The 17,288-nt window shown below is 37.9% G+C and carries 16 protein-coding genes; 14 read left to right on the top strand and 2 right to left on the bottom strand.

The window, feature by feature from the left end:
* Window positions 1-115: 115 nt before the first annotated feature.
* From hemE to BN1082_RS17055, 11 genes are all read left to right on the top strand, one after another.
* Window positions 116-1,153, top strand: a complete 1,038-nt coding sequence (gene hemE / locus BN1082_RS17105; RefSeq protein WP_090636158.1) for a uroporphyrinogen decarboxylase — start codon at window positions 116-118, stop codon at window positions 1,151-1,153.
* A 108-nt stretch (window positions 1,154-1,261) separates the two neighbouring features.
* Entirely contained in the window at window positions 1,262-2,191 is a 930-nt protein-coding gene (gene hemH / locus BN1082_RS17100; protein ID WP_090636156.1) for a ferrochelatase, read from the top strand.
* A 37-nt stretch (window positions 2,192-2,228) separates the two neighbouring features.
* Complete coding sequence (hemY, locus tag BN1082_RS17095; RefSeq protein WP_090636153.1) at window positions 2,229-3,686, top strand: protoporphyrinogen oxidase; 1,458 nt, start codon at window positions 2,229-2,231, stop codon at window positions 3,684-3,686.
* Window positions 3,687-3,902: 216 nt separating this feature from the next.
* A complete protein-coding gene (locus BN1082_RS17090) occupies window positions 3,903-6,053 on the top strand; it encodes a YhgE/Pip domain-containing protein (RefSeq protein WP_090636151.1) in 2,151 nt (716 codons plus the stop codon).
* A 306-nt stretch (window positions 6,054-6,359) separates the two neighbouring features.
* Entirely contained in the window at window positions 6,360-7,094 is a 735-nt protein-coding gene (locus BN1082_RS17085; protein WP_090636150.1) for an MBL fold metallo-hydrolase, read from the top strand.
* 15 nt (window positions 7,095-7,109) lie between these two features.
* Window positions 7,110-8,099, top strand: coding sequence for a lipoate--protein ligase (gene lplA, locus BN1082_RS17080; RefSeq protein WP_090636147.1), 990 nt, complete (start codon window positions 7,110-7,112; stop codon window positions 8,097-8,099).
* A gap of 156 nt (window positions 8,100-8,255) precedes the next feature.
* Window positions 8,256-9,818, top strand: a complete 1,563-nt coding sequence (locus BN1082_RS17075; protein ID WP_090636145.1) for a fatty acid--CoA ligase family protein — start codon at window positions 8,256-8,258, stop codon at window positions 9,816-9,818.
* Between the two features lie 255 nt (window positions 9,819-10,073).
* Window positions 10,074-10,805, top strand: coding sequence for an AzlC family ABC transporter permease (locus tag BN1082_RS17070; RefSeq protein ID WP_090636142.1), 732 nt, complete (start codon window positions 10,074-10,076; stop codon window positions 10,803-10,805).
* Complete coding sequence (locus BN1082_RS17065; RefSeq protein ID WP_090636139.1) at window positions 10,795-11,103, top strand: AzlD domain-containing protein; 309 nt, start codon at window positions 10,795-10,797, stop codon at window positions 11,101-11,103. The genes BN1082_RS17070 and BN1082_RS17065 overlap by 11 nt, the downstream gene beginning before the upstream one ends.
* Window positions 11,104-11,451: 348 nt before the next feature.
* Window positions 11,452-12,720 (top strand): M48 family metallopeptidase, encoded by a 1,269-nt coding sequence (locus BN1082_RS17060; RefSeq protein ID WP_090636136.1) that lies wholly within the window; start codon window positions 11,452-11,454, stop codon window positions 12,718-12,720.
* Between the two features lie 455 nt (window positions 12,721-13,175).
* Window positions 13,176-13,436 (top strand): hypothetical protein, encoded by a 261-nt coding sequence (locus tag BN1082_RS17055; RefSeq protein WP_090636134.1) that lies wholly within the window; start codon window positions 13,176-13,178, stop codon window positions 13,434-13,436.
* Window positions 13,437-13,793: 357 nt separating this feature from the next.
* Here BN1082_RS17055 and BN1082_RS17045 read toward each other — a convergent pair whose 3' ends face one another.
* Window positions 13,794-14,030 (bottom strand): IDEAL domain-containing protein, encoded by a 237-nt coding sequence (locus BN1082_RS17045; RefSeq protein ID WP_090636129.1) that lies wholly within the window; start codon window positions 14,028-14,030, stop codon window positions 13,794-13,796.
* A 193-nt stretch (window positions 14,031-14,223) separates the two neighbouring features.
* On the opposite strand from BN1082_RS17045, the gene BN1082_RS17040 reads away from it, so the two are divergent.
* Window positions 14,224-14,799 carry a competence protein ComK gene (locus BN1082_RS17040; protein WP_245640468.1) on the top strand — a complete coding sequence of 192 codons (576 nt, stop codon included), beginning with the start codon at window positions 14,224-14,226 and terminating at the stop codon, window positions 14,797-14,799.
* A gap of 49 nt (window positions 14,800-14,848) precedes the next feature.
* Here BN1082_RS17040 and BN1082_RS17035 read toward each other — a convergent pair whose 3' ends face one another.
* Window positions 14,849-15,211, bottom strand: a complete 363-nt coding sequence (locus BN1082_RS17035) for a YhjD family protein (protein ID WP_090636124.1) — start codon at window positions 15,209-15,211, stop codon at window positions 14,849-14,851.
* 321 nt (window positions 15,212-15,532) lie between these two features.
* Here BN1082_RS17035 and BN1082_RS17030 point away from each other — a divergent pair, with 321 nt between their 5' ends.
* Window positions 15,533-16,468: an LCP family protein gene (locus BN1082_RS17030; protein ID WP_090636122.1), complete on the top strand. Its 936-nt coding sequence runs from the start codon at window positions 15,533-15,535 to the stop codon at window positions 16,466-16,468.
* An 89-nt stretch (window positions 16,469-16,557) separates the two neighbouring features.
* Window positions 16,558-17,112, top strand: coding sequence for a signal peptidase I (lepB, locus tag BN1082_RS17025; protein WP_090636120.1), 555 nt, complete (start codon window positions 16,558-16,560; stop codon window positions 17,110-17,112).
* Window positions 17,113-17,288: the final 176 nt, after the last annotated feature.

The following is a 17,288-nucleotide window of genomic DNA, read 5'->3' as shown; positions in this document are numbered from 1 at the left end:
ATCGCTATAGTAAAGTCAGTTCACTTTACACAATTGTTAACGGCAGACGTTTTATTTTATTACTCTATATATTAAAATGAAAAATAGCATGTCTTTGAAAGGTGGATTTTACTTAATGACAAAAACGATGAATGATACATTTATAAAAGCTGCAAAAGGGGAGAAGACAGAATACGTTCCGGTTTGGTATATGCGCCAAGCTGGCCGTTCGCAGCCGGAGTATAGGGAAATTAAAGAAAAATATTCACTGTTTGAAATCACTCACCAGCCGGAGCTTTGTGCGTATGTGACCCGCCTTCCGGTTGAGAATTATAATGTAGATGCGGCAATCCTTTATAAAGATATTATGACACCGCTTCCCGCAATCGGTATGGATGTCGAAATAAAAGGCGGTATAGGACCGGTTATTAGTAATCCAATCCGTTCATTAACAGATGTTGAAAAGCTAGGAGAAATTCATCCGGAACAGGATATTCCTTACGTTTTAGACACTATTAAGCTCTTAACGCAAGAACAATTAACAGTACCTTTAATTGGCTTTTCAGGTGCACCATTTACGCTGGCAAGCTATATGATCGAGGGTGGCCCGTCTAAGAACTATAATAAAACAAAAGCATTCATGTGTTCTGAACCTAAGGCATGGTTTGCTCTGATGGAAAAATTAGGAGATATGATTATTCCATATGTAAAAGCACAAATCCAAGCTGGGGCAAGAGCAATTCAAATATTTGATTCATGGGTTGGGGCATTAAATGTAGAGGATTATCGCTATTTTATTAAGCCGGTGATGAATCGAATTTTTTCTGAACTAAGAGAAGAAAATGTTCCTCTTATAATGTTCGGAGTCGGTGCGAGTCACTTAGCTTTAGAATGGAACGATCTTCCGCTTGATGTTGTAGGCTTAGATTGGCGTCTGCCAATTCGTCAGGCTCGGGAAATGGGAATACATAAAACCGTTCAAGGAAACCTTGACCCTGCCATTTTACTTGCACCGTGGGATGTCATCGAAGAAAGAGTGAAAGCGATATTAGACCAGGGAATGGCTCAGGATGGTTATATCTTTAATTTAGGACATGGAGTATTTCCATCCGTTAATCCAGATACATTGAAAAGATTGACTGCGTTTATTCACGACTATTCTGCATCGAAATGAAGTCGTTAACACCCATTTTCTAATATATTCATGGTAATATTGGTAGGCAGTCCACTTTATTGAAATAATAAGAGCCATTAATACTTGAAATTAATCGAGGTGTTAAAAATGTCAAAAAAGAAAATGGGTTTATTGGTTATGGCATACGGAACCCCATATAAAATAGAAGATCTTGAACGCTATTATACTCATATTCGCCGTGGTCGAAAGCCTAGCACAGAAATGATTGAAGACTTGCGCAATCGTTACGAAGCAATAGGTGGTATATCACCACTTGCGAAAATAACTCTTGAACAGGCAGAAAAGCTTGAGGAGCATTTAAATCGATTTCAAGACCATTATGAATTTAAAATGTATCTTGGCTTAAAACACATCGAGCCGTTTATTGAGGATGCTGTAAAGCAAATGCATGATGATGGGATTGAAGAGGCAGTAAGTATCGTTCTCGCTCCACATTTTTCAACCTTTAGTGTGCAATCCTATAACGGAAGAGCTATGGAAGAAGCAGGAAAGTTAGGCAACCTTAAGATTACTTCTATTGAAAGCTGGTATCAAGAACCAAAATTTATAAACTATTGGGCAGAAAAGATCAAGAATATTTTTGAACAAATGCCGCAAGAAGAACAAGAGCATTCAGTTTTAGTGGTTTCAGCTCACAGCTTGCCTGAAAAAATTATTAAGCTTGGTGACCCATATCCTAATCAGCTGAAGGAAACAGCTGATTTAATTGCAAAACAAGCCGGAATCAAAAATTATTGTATTGGTTGGCAAAGCGCAGGCAATACACCGGAGCCGTGGCTTGGTCCGGATGTTCAAGATTTAACGCGAGACTTATTTCATAAGCATCACTATAAGGCGTTTGTCTTTGCACCGGTAGGATTTGTGTGTGACCACCTTGAAGTGCTTTACGATAATGATATCGAATGTAAAAAAGTGACGGACAATATAGGAGCTAGCTATTACCGTCCTGAAATGCCAAACGCTAAGGAAGAATTTATCGATTGTCTGGCGACAGTTATTTTAAATAAATTTCAATGAGTCAGATGAGGAAATTTAATGGAAGAAGGTGAAATCCATGGAGGCAGAAACGCAGAAGATCGTTATCATAGGAGGCGGAATTGCTGGTATGACAACGGCATTCTATCTTCAAAAAAACATCCATGAAAGAAATCTCCCCATGGAAATTAAACTGGTTGAAGCATCCCATCGTCTCGGTGGTAAAATGCAAACCGTTATTCGTGACGGTTTTACAATTGAGCGCGGACCGGATTCATTCTTAGCACGAAAAACGAGTATGATTAGACTCGCGAAGGAAGTAGGGATGGAACATCAGTTAGTTCCAAACGCAACAGGGAAATCATTTGTTCTTGCTAATGAGGAGCTTCATTCTATGCCTGGAGGATCTATCATGGGGATTCCGACGGAGATAGGCCCATTTATAACAACCGGTTTATTTTCCATACCTGGTAAATTAAGAGCAGCGCTCGACTTTATTCTGCCAAGATCGGAAAGCGAAAAGGATCAAGCGCTCGGTGGCTTTTTTCGGAGAAGGCTTGGAAATGAGGTTGTCGAAAATTTAATTGAACCATTATTATCGGGAATTTATGCCGGTGATATTGATCAAATGAGTTTAATGTCTACATTCCCGCAATTTTATGAAGTAGAACAGAAATACCGAAGCCTTATTCTTGGAATGAAAAAGGCGGCACCTGTACAGCCGAAAAAGCCTGAAAATAACGATAAGAAAAATGGTGGTTTCTTAACCTTTAAAACAGGTCTGCAGTCGTTTGCAGAAGCGATTGAAGCTAAATTGAATCCTGATTCTATCTTAAAAGGCCACCGGGTTGAAAAAATAACGAAAACGAATAAAGGGTATGAAATCTATCTTAACAATGGGGAAACATTATTTGCTCATTGCATCGTGGCGGCGACACCACATAAAATTACCCAATCAATGTTTTCTCAATACAGTTTTTTTGATCCATTCAAGTCAGTACCAGCTACATCAGTAGCAACCGTTGCCCTTGCTTTTCCAAAGGAGGCAATACAGCATGATATTGATGGAACGGGATTTGTTGTGTCAAGAAATAGCGATTATTCGATTACTGCATGTACGTGGACGCATAAAAAATGGCTTCATTCTGCACCGGAAGGAAAAGCTTTGCTTCGCTGCTATGTTGGCAGAGCAGGAGACGAAACGATTGTCGACCTTTCGGATGATCAAATTACAAAAATTGTCCTTGATGATTTAAAGAAAACGATGGATATAACCATGAATCCTGATTTTGTTGTTGTTTCGCGCTGGAAAAATTCGATGCCGCAATATACGGTTGGTCATAAACAACGATTAGAAACGATTAACAAACATTTAAAAGAAGAGCTGCCAGGCGTATTTTTAGCTGGTGCTTCTTACGGTGGTGTAGGGGTTCCAGATTGTATAGACCAAGGCGAAGCAGCGGTCAAGGCAGTTTTAGATTTTTTAAATGAAAACTCTACAATTGGTAGATTCGAGAGGGAGAAGTTAGAAGCTTAGTTGAATATTTAGTGAGCAAAAAAGAAGCTGTGTGTAATAGCTTCTTTTTTACTTGCCAAACATTGTAAATGGAGGTATACTTAATTTTGTAAAAATGACCGAAATGCCAATTTGGTCATTGTGGTTTTTTTTAAGGATTATCTAAAAGATAGTCCTAATTTTAAAAACAAATATGACCAAATGAACAAATTGGTCAGAAGAGGAGGCGTACATACTTTGAAGAATAGTCTATTAAAGGGCGAGCTTTCGACAATTTTTAAAAATAAAAAAATATTAATCCCCATTATTGCCGTCATGCTTATACCTGTACTCTATGCCGGGATGTTCCTTTGGGCATTTTGGGATCCATATGCAAAGCTTAATAAACTTCCAGTTGCAATTGTTAACGATGATCAAGGGGCAACGATGGATGGGGAGTACCTAAAGATTGGCGATGATCTTGCTAAAAATCTTAAGAAAAGTAAAGAATTTGACTTTGTAAGTGTCGACAAAGAAGAAGGCTATAAAAAGCTGAAGAATCAAAAATATTACATGCTAGTTGAAATTCCTAAGGATTTCTCGAAAAATGCAACAACCCTGCTAGATCAAAAGCCGAAAAAACTTGAGCTGAAATATGTTCCAAACGAGGGCTATAACTTCCTCTCGGCTCAAATCGGCGGCTCAGCGGCCTATAAAATTAAAACTGCTGTTGCTGAACAGGTAACAGAAACATATGCTGAAACCATGTTTAAAAAAATAACAGAATCAGCTGATGGAGTTAAACAGGCAAGTGATGGTGCTCGAAAGCTGAGTGACGGATCTATTGATCTAAATAAAGGGTCCAAGGATTTAAAAGAAGGTCTAGCTACTCTGGCCGAGAAGTCCATAGAGTTTGAGAATGGAATGAAAACAGCTGATTTAGGGGCGAATAAACTAGCCACAGGTTCAGACGATATCAAAAACGGATTAGCAAAGGCTGATTCTAATTTTCCACTGCTTATTGATGGAACCAATCAGGTATATTCGGGTGCTGAACAATTGAAAAAAGACCTTCCTGCCGGAATAGCCGGACAAATTAACAAGCAATTGACTGGAAGTGTTGGGCAGCTTAACAATGGTATTGATACTTTTGAATCAAAACTAGCAGAAGGTTTAGCATCTCAAATAGCAGACCAGACGATTGCCGAGCAAACTGTTAAAATGAAGGAGCTAGGAAAAACCTTGATTGCAAAGGGTGTTCCAGAAGAACTTGTAAAAGGCATTATGGACCATGAACAAGAAAATGCACCAACGAAAGAAAAACTCCAAGAACAAATCTTAAAAGAGCTAAGTCCAAACTTGGATGCAGCCTTTAAACAATTTAAGTCAGGGGTAAATAGTCAATTACTTGGCGCAACAAATGGCTTAGCAGAAAGTTTACAGAATCAGACAAATCCGTATTTTGATAAATTGATTGGCGGAATAGGAACCATTAATCAAAACCAGAAACTATTGCAACAAGGTGTTCATGACCTTTATGTAGGTTCAACCCAATTAAATAAAGGTGCAAATGATCTATCATCCGGGATGAATCAGTTAACAGCTGGTGCGGGTGCCATTACATCCGGTTCTGGACAGCTAGCTGATGGTTCAACTCAATTAAATGAAGGTACCACCAAGATTTCCGACGGAGCCATGGAATTGGCAGATAAGCTCTCCGACGGAGCTAAGGAAGCTTCAAAGGTACATTCTAATGATAAGACTTACAATATGATGGCTAATCCGGTTAACCTGGATACTGAAAGTGTAAATCGTGTGCCGAATTATGGAACTGGATTTACTCCATACTTCCTTTCGTTAGGTTTGTTTGTCGGTGCACTACTCTTATCTATTGTATTCCCTATTCGTGAGCCGGCAATTGTCCCACGAAGTGGTTTTAATTGGTTTATAAGTAAGTTTTCTATTCTTGCCAGCTTAGGAGTTATTCAGGCATTAATCGCTGATTCGGTCATTCTTGGTGGTCTCAATCTTCATGTTCAAAGTGCACCTAAATTTATATTGTTTTCGATCATTACAAGCTTAACTTTTGTCACTTTAGTTCAGCTTCTTGTTACAATTTTTGCAGATGCTGGCCGATTCATTGCCATTGTCATCTTAATTTTACAATTAACGACCAGTGCAGGAACATTCCCACTTGAATTGATTCCAGGGTTCTTGCAACACTTCAATGCTTTCCTTCCAATGACCTATACAGTTAGTGGATTTAAGGCAGTCATTTCAAGTGGTGACTTCAGTTATATGTGGCAAAACTTCTTGATTTTATTGACCTATGTCCTTGCATTTTCCTTTGGAACCATTGCTTACTTATCAATGAGGTATAAATCAAAATATAAAGAAGTGGCCCATTAATTTTTGGCTATGTTTAAAGGTCAATGTTGATTTTTGAAACTATGTTGATTGGTGCGGAAGGCGCGAGACTCCTGCGGGAGTACGGGGCAGGGGAGACCCCACAGGCGCTAAGCGCCGAGGAGGCCCCCCGGAACGCCCGCGGAAAGCGAAGCGCCTGGAGCGCAAATCAACAGGCAAGTTTAACACGGCCTAATTTTTAAACAAGAAACCAGCCTTACAAAATAAGGTTGGTTTTTTGTATTCAATATAAGAAAATTAATTTTTTGAGTATATTAAAGTTATGTATAACAGATTGGAGGAGCAAGGATGGAACTTACAATTATTGGCTTTTGGGGAGGGTATCCGAAAAAGAATGCTGCAAGCTCAGGATATTTAATCGAGCATGAAGGATATCGTATGTTAGTTGACTGTGGCAGCGGCGTTTTGGCTAAGCTTCAAAATGTTCTTCAGCCAGAAGAACTTGATGCGGTAATCATTTCGCACTATCACCCTGACCACATCGCAGATCTTGGTGTGCTGCAATATGCAAGATACATTCAAGGCTTTTTAGGAAAAGCAATACCTCCTTTACCTGTTTACGGTCATGCTTTTGATAAACAGGAATTTTTAAAGCTAACATATAAGGAAATCACAAAAGGGATTGCGTATGATCCGAATAAAGTTCTTACCGTTGGTCCTTTTCAAGTTTCGTTCCTGAAAACAAATCATCCTGTTCCATGCTATGCGATGAGAATCGAAGCAGAAGGAAAAGTGGTTATATATACTGCGGACAGTTCATTTAAAGAGGAATTTATCGAATTTTGTCAGGGGGCTGACGTTTTATTGTGTGATTGCAATTTTTACAGTCATCAAAACGGGAAATCGGCTGGGCACATGAATAGTATTGAAGCAGGACAATTTGCGAAAAGAGCAGCGGTGAAACAGTTACTATTAACTCATCTTCCACATTACGGAAATTTGAATGATCTAGTCTGCGATGCAACTGAAGAATTTACTGGTATAATTAAGCTTGCAGATGAATTTCTATCTATTTCATTATAAAAGGGAGAGAGGCAAATGTTATTTATTAATAATAAAGGTATTACAGATCCTCGAATTAATCTGGCCATTGAAGAATATGCATTAAAAAATCTTGATATTAATGAAACCTATTTATTATTTTACATAAATGAACCATCAATCATCATAGGCAAAAATCAAAATACAATTGAAGAAATTAACACAGAATATGTCGAAAGTAATGGGATCCATGTTGTCAGAAGGTTATCTGGAGGGGGAGCCGTTTATCACGATCTAGGAAATTTGAATTTTAGTTTTATTACAAAAGATGATGGCGAAAGCTTTCATAATTTCCGCAAATTTACTGAACCCGTAATCACTGCGCTGCAAAAATTAGGTGTTAATGCTGAGCTGAGCGGCAGAAATGATATTGAGGCAAATGGGAAGAAAATCTCAGGTAACGCTCAGTTTTCAACAAAAGGTAGGATGTTTAGCCACGGTACACTCCTTTTTAATTCTAAGATGGACAACGTGGCTTCAGCATTAAAAGTGAAAAAAGATAAAATTGAGTCGAAGGGAATTAAATCGGTTCGCAGTCGTGTAGCGAATATTTCCGAGTTTCTGGTAGATAAAATCACGATGGAAGAGTTTCGTACATTACTTTTAAAAAGTATTTTTGAAGAAATGGAAGAAATTCCTGAATACGTTTTAACAGAAGAGGATTGGGGAAAAATTCATCAGCTTTCCGAAGAGCGCTATCAAAATTGGGAATGGAATTATGGAAAATCCCCTAAATTCAATCTGCAGCATTCCCACCGTTTCCCAGTTGGTTCTATTGATATTCGCTTAGAGGTGAATAAAGGTTTGCTTGAGAACTGTAAAATCTATGGTGACTTTTTTGGCGTTGGCGACGTAGGTGAAATTGAGGACAAGCTAAAAGGCTGTCGTTACGAAAAAAGTGAAATCGAAAGGGTCCTGAAAGATGTTGATACCACCTATTATTTTGGAAAGGTATCGAAAGAAGAGTTGATCGGTTTAATTTATTAGAACACTTGGCACGGTGCTAGGAAAAACACCGTGTCTTTTTTTTAGAATTTTTCAAGTGATTACGCTTGAAAAAGCTAACATTCTGGAAATATAATATATTTAGAAAATTGTTACTAATTTATGAATGATTATTCATTCATTTAGGGAGGAGAAAACATGAATCTTTCATCACAGCTTCATGAAATTGCAACAAGATCTGCTGATAAAATTGCCTATTATTTTATGGATCAGGCAAGTACTTATGCTGAATTGGATGCTGCAATTACAAAGTTTGCATCAGGGCTCGAAAAGCTAGGGGTCAAGCAAGGGGATCATATTGCTTTATTATTAGGAAATTCACCGCATTTTGTGATCAGCTTATACGGGGCATTGCGGTTAGGGGTGACCGTAATCCCAGTCAATCCAATTTATACAGCTGATGAAATTGGGTATATTTTAAAAAATGGCGATGTAAAGATGGTTATAGCTTTAGACTTGGCTATTCCTTTAGCTGAAAAAATGCATCAGCTCTTGCCAATGGTGGAGCACTATGTGTATTGTGAAACAAATCCTAACGGGACAGATTTATCCGATCTCGAAAGCCTTTCTGTGTATCCAAAGTTGAAATCGTTTACAAGTGTCGTAGGCTCTGGAGATATCCATTTTCAAGGACAGGAGCTTCATGAAGACGATGTCGCAATCATCCTTTATACCTCTGGTACAACTGGTAAACCAAAGGGTGCGATGCTGACACATAAGAATTTATATAGCAATGCTAAGGATATTGGCGATTATTTAAAAATGAATGAGCAGGACCGAGTCATTACTGCATTGCCAATGTTTCATGTTTTCTGCTTGACGGTTGCCTTAAATGCACCACTTTTAAGCGGAGCGACCATGTTGATTGTTCCAAGTTTTAGTCCGAAAGAAATTTTTCGTCTTGGGCGTGAGTACCAACCAACCGTATTTGCCGGTGTACCAACCATGTATAATTTTCTCTATCAATATCCAGATGGAAATCCTGATGATCTTAAATCATTAAGACTATGTATTTCGGGAGGAGCATCACTCCCTGTTGCATTGTTGAAAAATTTTGAGGAGAAATTCAAGGTGATGATTTCAGAAGGTTACGGTTTATCAGAAGCATCACCTGTTACTTGTTTTAATCCTCTTGATCGTCCTCGTAAGCCTGGTTCAATTGGAACTAATATTCTTACCGTCGAAAACAAAGTCGTCGACGAACTTGGCGAAGAGGTTCGGGTTGGGGAGGTAGGAGAGCTAATTGTCCGCGGTCCTAATGTTATGAAAGGCTATTATAAAATGCCTGAAGAAACGCAGGCCGCCCTTCGTAATGGCTGGCTATTTACGGGCGATTTAGCAAGAATGGATGAGGAAGGGTATTTTTATATTGTTGATCGGAAAAAAGATATGATTATAGTTGGCGGATATAATGTCTTTCCGCGTGAGGTAGAAGAGGTCATTTATAACCATCCAGATGTTGTCGAAGTAGCTGTTTTAGGTATACCTGATCCAAACCAGGGAGAGGCTGTTGTGAGCTATGTTGTCAGAAAGAATCCGAATCTTACAGAGGAGCAATTACTCTCGTATTGTAAAGACCACCTGGCAAAATATAAAATTCCATCGATCATCGAATTTATCGACGAGCTTCCTAAAAATACAACCGGTAAAATTTTAAGAAGGGCATTAAAAGTACAGCTTGTAGAAAAAGTTGGTAAGTAGAATTGTAAAACTCAAAAAGGCATGCTCCCTAAGCCTGCCTTTTTAGTTTTACTGATTTTTATTGCGGTTTTATGGTCAAATTTATTTGCTGTTGACTAACTTATCTGAAGGAATCTTCTTTTATGCGCGAATTGAAAATTCACCATCTTAAAAGCTGGCCAAACAGTAAAGAGGCAGCTTTTTCTTCTTTTTATTCTGAAAATTTGATAAAATTAATATTTATATGAAAAATTTTTTACAAGGGGGATTAAAAGGTTGGCAGACTATGCATTGGGGAAGGAATCTTCTGAGTTTAAAAAAGGCATCCAGGCGGGGATTAGCATTGGGATTGGTTATTTTCCGATTGCACTCACATTTGGCCTGCTTGCTAAAACTTCAGGCCTTACCATTTATGAAACAGTGTTAATGAGTTTAATTGTTTTTGCGGGGGCTTCTCAATATATCTCTTTGAGCTTAATAACATTTGGCACAGGAATATTTGAAATTATCTTAACAACTTTTATAGTAAATATTCGTCATTTTCTAATGTCTACCTCATTAAACGAAAAGTGCGAAGATGACCATATAATTAATAAGCTTCTATATTCTTTCGGGATTACCGATGAGACATTTTCTGTTGTATCTACAAAAGAAGGTACAGCAACATCAGGCTTTATATTCGGTGTTATTTCAATTTCTTATTTAAGCTGGGTCTTTTTTTCAGGTGTAGGGCACTTAATTGGAGCAAGTCTGCCGAAAACGTTGCAGGAAAGCATGGGGGTCGCTTTATATGCGATGTTTATCGGGCTTTTAGTCCCCACAATGAAAAAAAGCTTAAAGGTCATTTTTCTAGCCTCTCTTGCTGCCGTATTTAATTCGATTTTTACAATTGGCCATATCATGGCTCAAGGATGGGCAATCGTTTCTGCCACTTTATTGTCTGCCATCCTTATCGAAATGGCAGAAATGATGAAAACAAGGAAAAGTGGTGTGAAACATGAAGGCTGAAATTCTTTGGATGATTATCGGAATGGGTTTAGTTACATACATCCCCAGAATGCTGCCTTTTGTGCTTTTTAAGGGGAAGGAGTTGCCGTCGTTTATTCAAGGGGTACTAAAAAACGTTCCATATGCAACTCTTGGAGCATTAATTTTTCCAGGTATATTGTTTATTCAAAAGAGTGATATATGGTATGGGGTTTTAGGGGCGGTTGCTGCGTTTATTCTTGCCTTTTTAGGTGCAAATGTGATCGTTGTTGTTATTGGCGCCATTACTGTTTTAACAGTCTATTCTGTTCTTTTGTAAACCGGTTTTACCGGCTTTTTTCTTAGGATCCAGCTTTAGCGCCTAGCCCTTCGGGTCATAATCCACTCCCAAAATGAAGGCAAAAAGCACCTTCTTTTTGGGAACGTCTTATGCATGTCGGAGCTGACCAAGGCGCTTCCGCTTTTCTTATTGTCTAGCTTCAGCGCCTAGCTCCTCGGGTCATAAGCCATTTCCAAAATGAAGGCAAAGGGCGCCTTCTTTTTGGAATCGTCTTATGCCTGTCGGAGCTGACCAAGGCGCTTCCGCTTTTCTTATTTATTTGTTCTAAACTCTTCTTTTTTAACTAAACTAAGAATAGAGAGGTTTGTACAAAAAGGAGGACAATTCATGTTTAGAAAAATGGGGGTTTATGCGGTTTTGGCCTATGTGTTATATGGGTTATTTTTTTATTGGTATTTATTTTACTTTGCCAATACAAAACTTCCGTTTGAATATCAAGGGACGCAAGCCGACCCTGCCACCTTCTTAAATGGACGGGAGATTATGTTAAGTGAGGATTATTCTAAAATAAAGAATCTTTTATTTTTCTTATCTACTCCATTTGAATGGATTTTTTATTTTCTTATTTTGTTATTTGGATTTTCAAAGGTGTTTAAGAAATGGGCAGAAAGTTCATCAAAGTATCGGTTCCTGCAAATAGCCATCTACTTAATCTGGTTATCCTTTTTCTCATTTTTAGCTACCTTTCCATTTAATTATATTAGTTACTCCATGTCTAAAAGATATCATATATCGACTCAAACCTTCCCATCTTGGATGAAGGATGAGCTAATTGGTTTTTGGATTAATTATGGAACATTGTTGATAATAGTTCCGATTCTTTATTGGCTGATGAAAAAAAGTAAAAAACGCTGGTGGCTTTACAGTTGGCTGTTATCAATACCATTTACAATTTTTGTTATGTTTCTGCAGCCGGTTGTCATTGACCCTTTATACAATGATTTTTCACCATTAAAAAACAAGAAATTGGAAACGGAAATTTTAGCAATGGCAAATAAGGCACATATTCCAGCCAACCATGTTTACGAAGTCGATATGGCGAAAAAAACGAATGCTTTAAATGCCTATGTAACGGGAATTGGCTCCAATGCTAGAATTGTTCTCTGGGATACGACGCTTAATAGACTGTCAGACAAGCAAATTCTATTTATAATGGCCCATGAAATGTGCCATTATGTTGAAAAGCACATTTATTACGGCATTGCCATTTACCTTGTTTTTTCGCTTTTAGGCTTGTATTTGACTTACCGTATTATGAACTGGACAGTTACTCGGTGGGGGAAAGAGTTAAAAATACCAGATGTAAAGGATATTCGATCTGTTCCGTTGTTTTTTCTTGTACTCTCCATACTAACGTTTGCGGCAAGTCCTTTTACAAATCTCATATCAAGGTATGAAGAAACAAGGGCTGACAAGTATGCAATTCAAATGACCAAAGATCCGGAATCTGCCATTTCATCTTTTCAAATTTTAACGCGCTCTGGTTTAAGTCAAGTCAACCCGCCTTTATTGGTGAAGATTTTTCGCTATGACCATCCATCCATGCTTGATCGTATTTCCATGCTTGAAGAATATGAAATTAAGCATCGAAACTAATAAAGTGAAACTTCCATCAGTGGGGGCTTCATCCCCCACTGATGGTTAGTCCCGTTCTACTATCTCTAATATCAAGGCTAACGCCTTGATAAAGAGATAGTACGAACCCGATTGGTTCAACTAGGCCGCTAAAGGACGTAGCGGCAAGTTTCACTGTATCTCACCAATCGGGCTTTTACTACAAAAGGCGAAGGCATGGTGAGGCTCTCTTTGCCTCAACATGCCTTTGACTTATGACTCGAGCCCCTAACGCCTGCAGCTAGATTAGGCAGTTGTCCCCACCTATCTTCTTCGCTTCTCTCTCAATCTTGAGGTGGGGGTCTTACTGCCCGTTAATGCGGGAAAAGTATTCATAGTAGGCTTTTTAATCATTTTTATAAAAATATGTTATTTCATTAGACCGGCCGTCCTTACCTTACATTTACTATATAAGTAAGGTTTAAGGAAAGGGGGTGATGACGATTAGTAACGTTTCAATCCCTAGGCCCCCAGATGTAGTCTTGATTGTTTGGGCAAGAAACCCACTTAGTCCAACCTCCTCAAGAAGAATTGTAGAAACTGCTGTAAATGGCAGTGCCCGCCCGTGCAATTCACTCCTGGTGCCTGACAACCGATATACACGTGCTCGAGATTGTTTATTTGAAAATGGTTTTGAACAAGTGTTTCAAGGAAGAAGAGGAGTTTTTGGTATTTCTGTGTTTGTACGGCTTAGCTAGGTTTCGATGCTAAATAATGGCCGTTTATTCCTTATCCATAATCCTACTCCCATAGAGATTTACCATTAAAAAGGTGCAGGTCCGTTGCTATTATTGAACTGGCCTGCATTTTTCTTTTTTATAAAGGCTGTGTTAAAGGTCATTGTTGATCTTTGAAACTATGTTGATTGGAGCGGAAGGAGCGAGACTCCTGTGGGAGTACGGGACAGGGGAGACCCCACAGGCGCTAAAGCGCCGAGGAGGCTCCCCGGAACGCCCGCGGAAAGCGAAGCGCCTGGAGCGCAAATCAACAGGCAAGTTTAACACAGCCTTTATAAAAGAAAAAACCGTCTTAGGATCGACGGCGAATTTTTTTGATTAAGTTCCGAAGAGTTTGTTAATTTCTTTAAGCTGCCCAGATAAATGGAGGAAGGATTTTTTGTCGCGATGATCAATTGCAAAGTCGATTTTTCGTAATAATTCTTCCTTTGCCACGGTTAGCTGGATTTCTGATAAGAGCATTTCAATGTATAAATCCTGGACGTAGTTTTCTTTCATTTTATTGCGTTTCATGGCAGCAATTTTCATCAATTCCGTGTACGATTTTTCACTCATGAAAATCACCTCTGATACTTTTTTATATTATACGGAGATTTTTATAGATTATCAATTAATGTTTATAATTTTCTGAAAAATATTAACTTGACAATTGAATTGTGAATAATTTGGCAACAATTTAAAACATTCAAGAAATTGGAAAACAAAAATGATATGATTAACGCAAGTAAATGGATAGGAGTTGAAGAGGTTGAAGCAGAAAAAAATTGAGGAGTATGAAATTAATTCTTGTACAATGTTTTTACAGTCAATTGATTATGGGAGTAAGGTTTATACGAATGTTTTTGAAGTAGAAGATGAATTTATTTCTCCATTTAAGCCATTGGATATTGTAAAAAAAAGCTGCGATTACTTTGGCTGTGATTATGAAAGCAGAAAAAAAGGAACGCGGCAATTAATTGGATATTCTAGAAAAATCCCAATTGCAATTGAACCAACCAGTCATCTCTTTTTTTTCCCAACCACATCACCGAACCGTCCTGAGTGTATATGGATTTCTCACGATCATGTTGAGTATTATCACCGTATTGCTCCCCAGCAAACATTGATCACTTTCCGAAATAAACAATCACATCTATTGCCAGTTACCTTTAGTACGATCGAGGGACAAATGTTAAGAACCTCTTTATTAAAGACGAAACTCATGCAGAGAATTGAAGAGAACGGAAGAAAGCTATATTATTTCATGAATAAACCGGCAGATCTAAAGGCATCGGAAAACTTGGATCAATACGGCAAACGATTCTATTTGAAGGATAAGAAATAGGCGATGTCTTTTACCTAACGGGATAGGTGTTTTTATTAGATGTGGAATGTCATATGTTTCTTTTTGCTAAAAAATAAGACTCCATTAATTCTTGAACTTTATTGCGAATTCGTGGATTAAAGTAATTATGATTTTCTTCAAATCCTTTATAAATAAACATGTACATTGTAAAAGCATCGTCCCGTTTTACTTCAGTCACCTTAAGATGATTTTTCTTCATATATTGTTTAACCAGGGCTAATTCTTTCTGAACATCCTTCATTGTCTCCTCGATTAATTCCAAATAAGGCTTTTTTAATTTAAAGGGGCTCATATTGACCACGGCTAAATCACGGTTTAGAATGGTGAGTACCATTGGTAAATATATGGCTTTTTCCATAATATCGCGGTCTTCCTCTGGAATTCTGGTCATCTTTTCACACACTCCTTCCCTCTAAAAAACAGAACTTATGTTCCCTATATTTTATTAAAATTTAAATAAAAATGCAACATGGTTAAATGATCGGGGATGTCCCAAAACAAAGTGTCAGACTTCTTAACTTATAATATATAGCTAGATTTTGTAAAATAAGCAGCTGTATATTGAGAATTACGAGCGTCTGACCATTTTTGGACACCCTCTTTATTTTTTTCCAATTTAAATAAAAATGTGAGAAAGTCATTAATAGAAGGTTGTTTGTAAGGGGAAAATAAGAAAATATATATGAAAATATGGCCGATTGGGTGAAGTTGGATGAGATCTGAAAAGCATCATAAAAAAAGAAAAACAAGATGGACTATCTTTTTTCTTACCTTTTTATTATTGATTGGTGCTACTGTCGGTTATTCCTATTATCAGTTCAAACAAGGGGTGAATCAATCGTTAAAAAAAGTAAAAAAAGAAAATAAAAAGAAGGTAGTTTATACTTTTGAAGGAAAAAAGGACCAATATGGGGATACAAATATTCTTTTATTAGGTAGCGATGCTCGCGGAAATGAAAGATCTCGTTCAGATACCATTATGATTGTTCATTACAATGAGAACAAGAAAACGTTTAAACTATCATCCATAATGAGGGATAGTTACGTGAATATTCCCGGTTATGGTAAGCATAAAATTAATGCGGCTTTTGCAGATGGGGGACCAGAATTATTGAGGCAAACCATTAAAGAAAATTTTGGGATGGATCTTCAGTATTATGCCATTGTTGACTTTCAGGGATTTGTTCAATTAATTGATGAAGCTTTTCCGAAGGGTGTAGAAATAAATGTTGAGAAGAAAATGTCTGAAAATATTGGTGTAACGTTAGAACCGGGGGTCCAAAGATTAGATGGGGAACAATTACTAGGCTATGTTCGGTTTCGCTATGATGCTGTAGGTGATTTTGGAAGGGTGGACAGGCAACAGAAGGCTGTAAAGGCAATTGGTGACCAATTGAGTACTTTTGATACAATCACAAAACTTCCTAAGTTAATTGGTGTAGTCTCGCCGTTTGTCAACTCGAACATGGATGCTGCCGATATTCTTTTTATGGCGAAGGATTATTTGTCAAAAAAAGTGCCAGTGGAGACGTTAAGAATACCTGTTGATAACAGCTTTACAGAACCAATGATAAAAGGGGAGGGAGCTGTGTTAGATATCAATGTCCAAAAAAATCGTGAAGCTCTCCATCAATTTATCTCAAAATGAAATTGAAAATAAATGAAATAAAGGCAGGAATAATGACCATAATGGGGGAATAGATAGAACAAAAGCGAAGGAAAAGGTGAGGAGATTTCATGAAAATTGAATGGAAAAAGGAAGGTATAGAGTGGGCTAAAGCTTTTGCGATTGGCATCATTATTTTTGCTTTTATTCGAACATTTTTCTTCTCTAATTATGTAGTGGAAGGTGAATCAATGATGCCGACACTTCAGAATGGCAATAAGTTAGTTGTCAATAAGATGGGGGTTCAAGTTGGCGAATTAAACCGATTTGATGTTATTGTTTTTCATGCCAATGAGAAAGAAGATTATGTTAAACGCATCATTGGATTGCCTGGAGATCGGATTGAATATCGGGATGATCATCTGTATGTGAACGGGCATGCATATGAAGAGCCTTTTTTAAACGCTTATAAGAAAAAAAACCCTGGGGTAAAGCTGACTGGCGATTTTACTTTAAAGGATATTACCGGTGAAAATACTGTTCCTGAGGGAAAGATTTTTGTCCTTGGGGATAATCGCTTAGGAAGCTGGGATAGCCGACATTTTGGCTTTGTTTCCATTCATCAGGTGGTAGGGAAAGTTGATTTACGCTATTGGCCATTAAACGAGGTAAATATGCATTTTTAATACTTTGACAGATTGTCGAGAAAGGGTATTTTTCTCGGCATTTTTTATTTTGTCGCGAACTAAAAAAACGATTTTTATTAACTAGTTGTCAATGTTAGCTGGCCTGTTGATTGGAGCGGAAGGTGCTTCGCTTTCCGTGGGCGTGCCGGGGAGCCTCCTCGGCGCTTTGGCGCCTG

It is taken from the genome of Neobacillus massiliamazoniensis, assembly GCF_001048695.1.
Classification (GTDB): domain Bacteria; phylum Bacillota; class Bacilli; order Bacillales; family Cytobacillaceae; genus Neobacillus; species Neobacillus massiliamazoniensis.
The sequence above is the reverse complement of the archived record's forward strand: the minus strand, read 5'-3'. Positions and strand labels throughout refer to the sequence as shown.

Coding starts and splice junctions, on each gene's coding strand:
- BN1082_RS17045 (WP_090636129.1), bottom strand. CDS start 14,030: ATGAGTGAAAAATCGTACACGGAATTGATGAAAATTGCTGCCATGAAA.
- lepB (WP_090636120.1), top strand. CDS start 16,558: ATGAAAATTGAATGGAAAAAGGAAGGTATAGAGTGGGCTAAAGCTTTT.
- hemE (WP_090636158.1), top strand. CDS start 116: ATGACAAAAACGATGAATGATACATTTATAAAAGCTGCAAAAGGGGAG.
- BN1082_RS17055 (WP_090636134.1), top strand. CDS start 13,176: ATGACGATTAGTAACGTTTCAATCCCTAGGCCCCCAGATGTAGTCTTG.
- hemY (WP_090636153.1), top strand. CDS start 2,229: ATGGAGGCAGAAACGCAGAAGATCGTTATCATAGGAGGCGGAATTGCT.
- hemH (WP_090636156.1), top strand. CDS start 1,262: ATGTCAAAAAAGAAAATGGGTTTATTGGTTATGGCATACGGAACCCCA.
- BN1082_RS17030 (WP_090636122.1), top strand. CDS start 15,533: ATGAGATCTGAAAAGCATCATAAAAAAAGAAAAACAAGATGGACTATC.
- BN1082_RS17075 (WP_090636145.1), top strand. CDS start 8,256: ATGAATCTTTCATCACAGCTTCATGAAATTGCAACAAGATCTGCTGAT.
- BN1082_RS17085 (WP_090636150.1), top strand. CDS start 6,360: ATGGAACTTACAATTATTGGCTTTTGGGGAGGGTATCCGAAAAAGAAT.
- BN1082_RS17065 (WP_090636139.1), top strand. CDS start 10,795: ATGAAGGCTGAAATTCTTTGGATGATTATCGGAATGGGTTTAGTTACA.
- BN1082_RS17060 (WP_090636136.1), top strand. CDS start 11,452: ATGTTTAGAAAAATGGGGGTTTATGCGGTTTTGGCCTATGTGTTATAT.
- lplA (WP_090636147.1), top strand. CDS start 7,110: ATGTTATTTATTAATAATAAAGGTATTACAGATCCTCGAATTAATCTG.
- BN1082_RS17035 (WP_090636124.1), bottom strand. CDS start 15,211: ATGACCAGAATTCCAGAGGAAGACCGCGATATTATGGAAAAAGCCATA.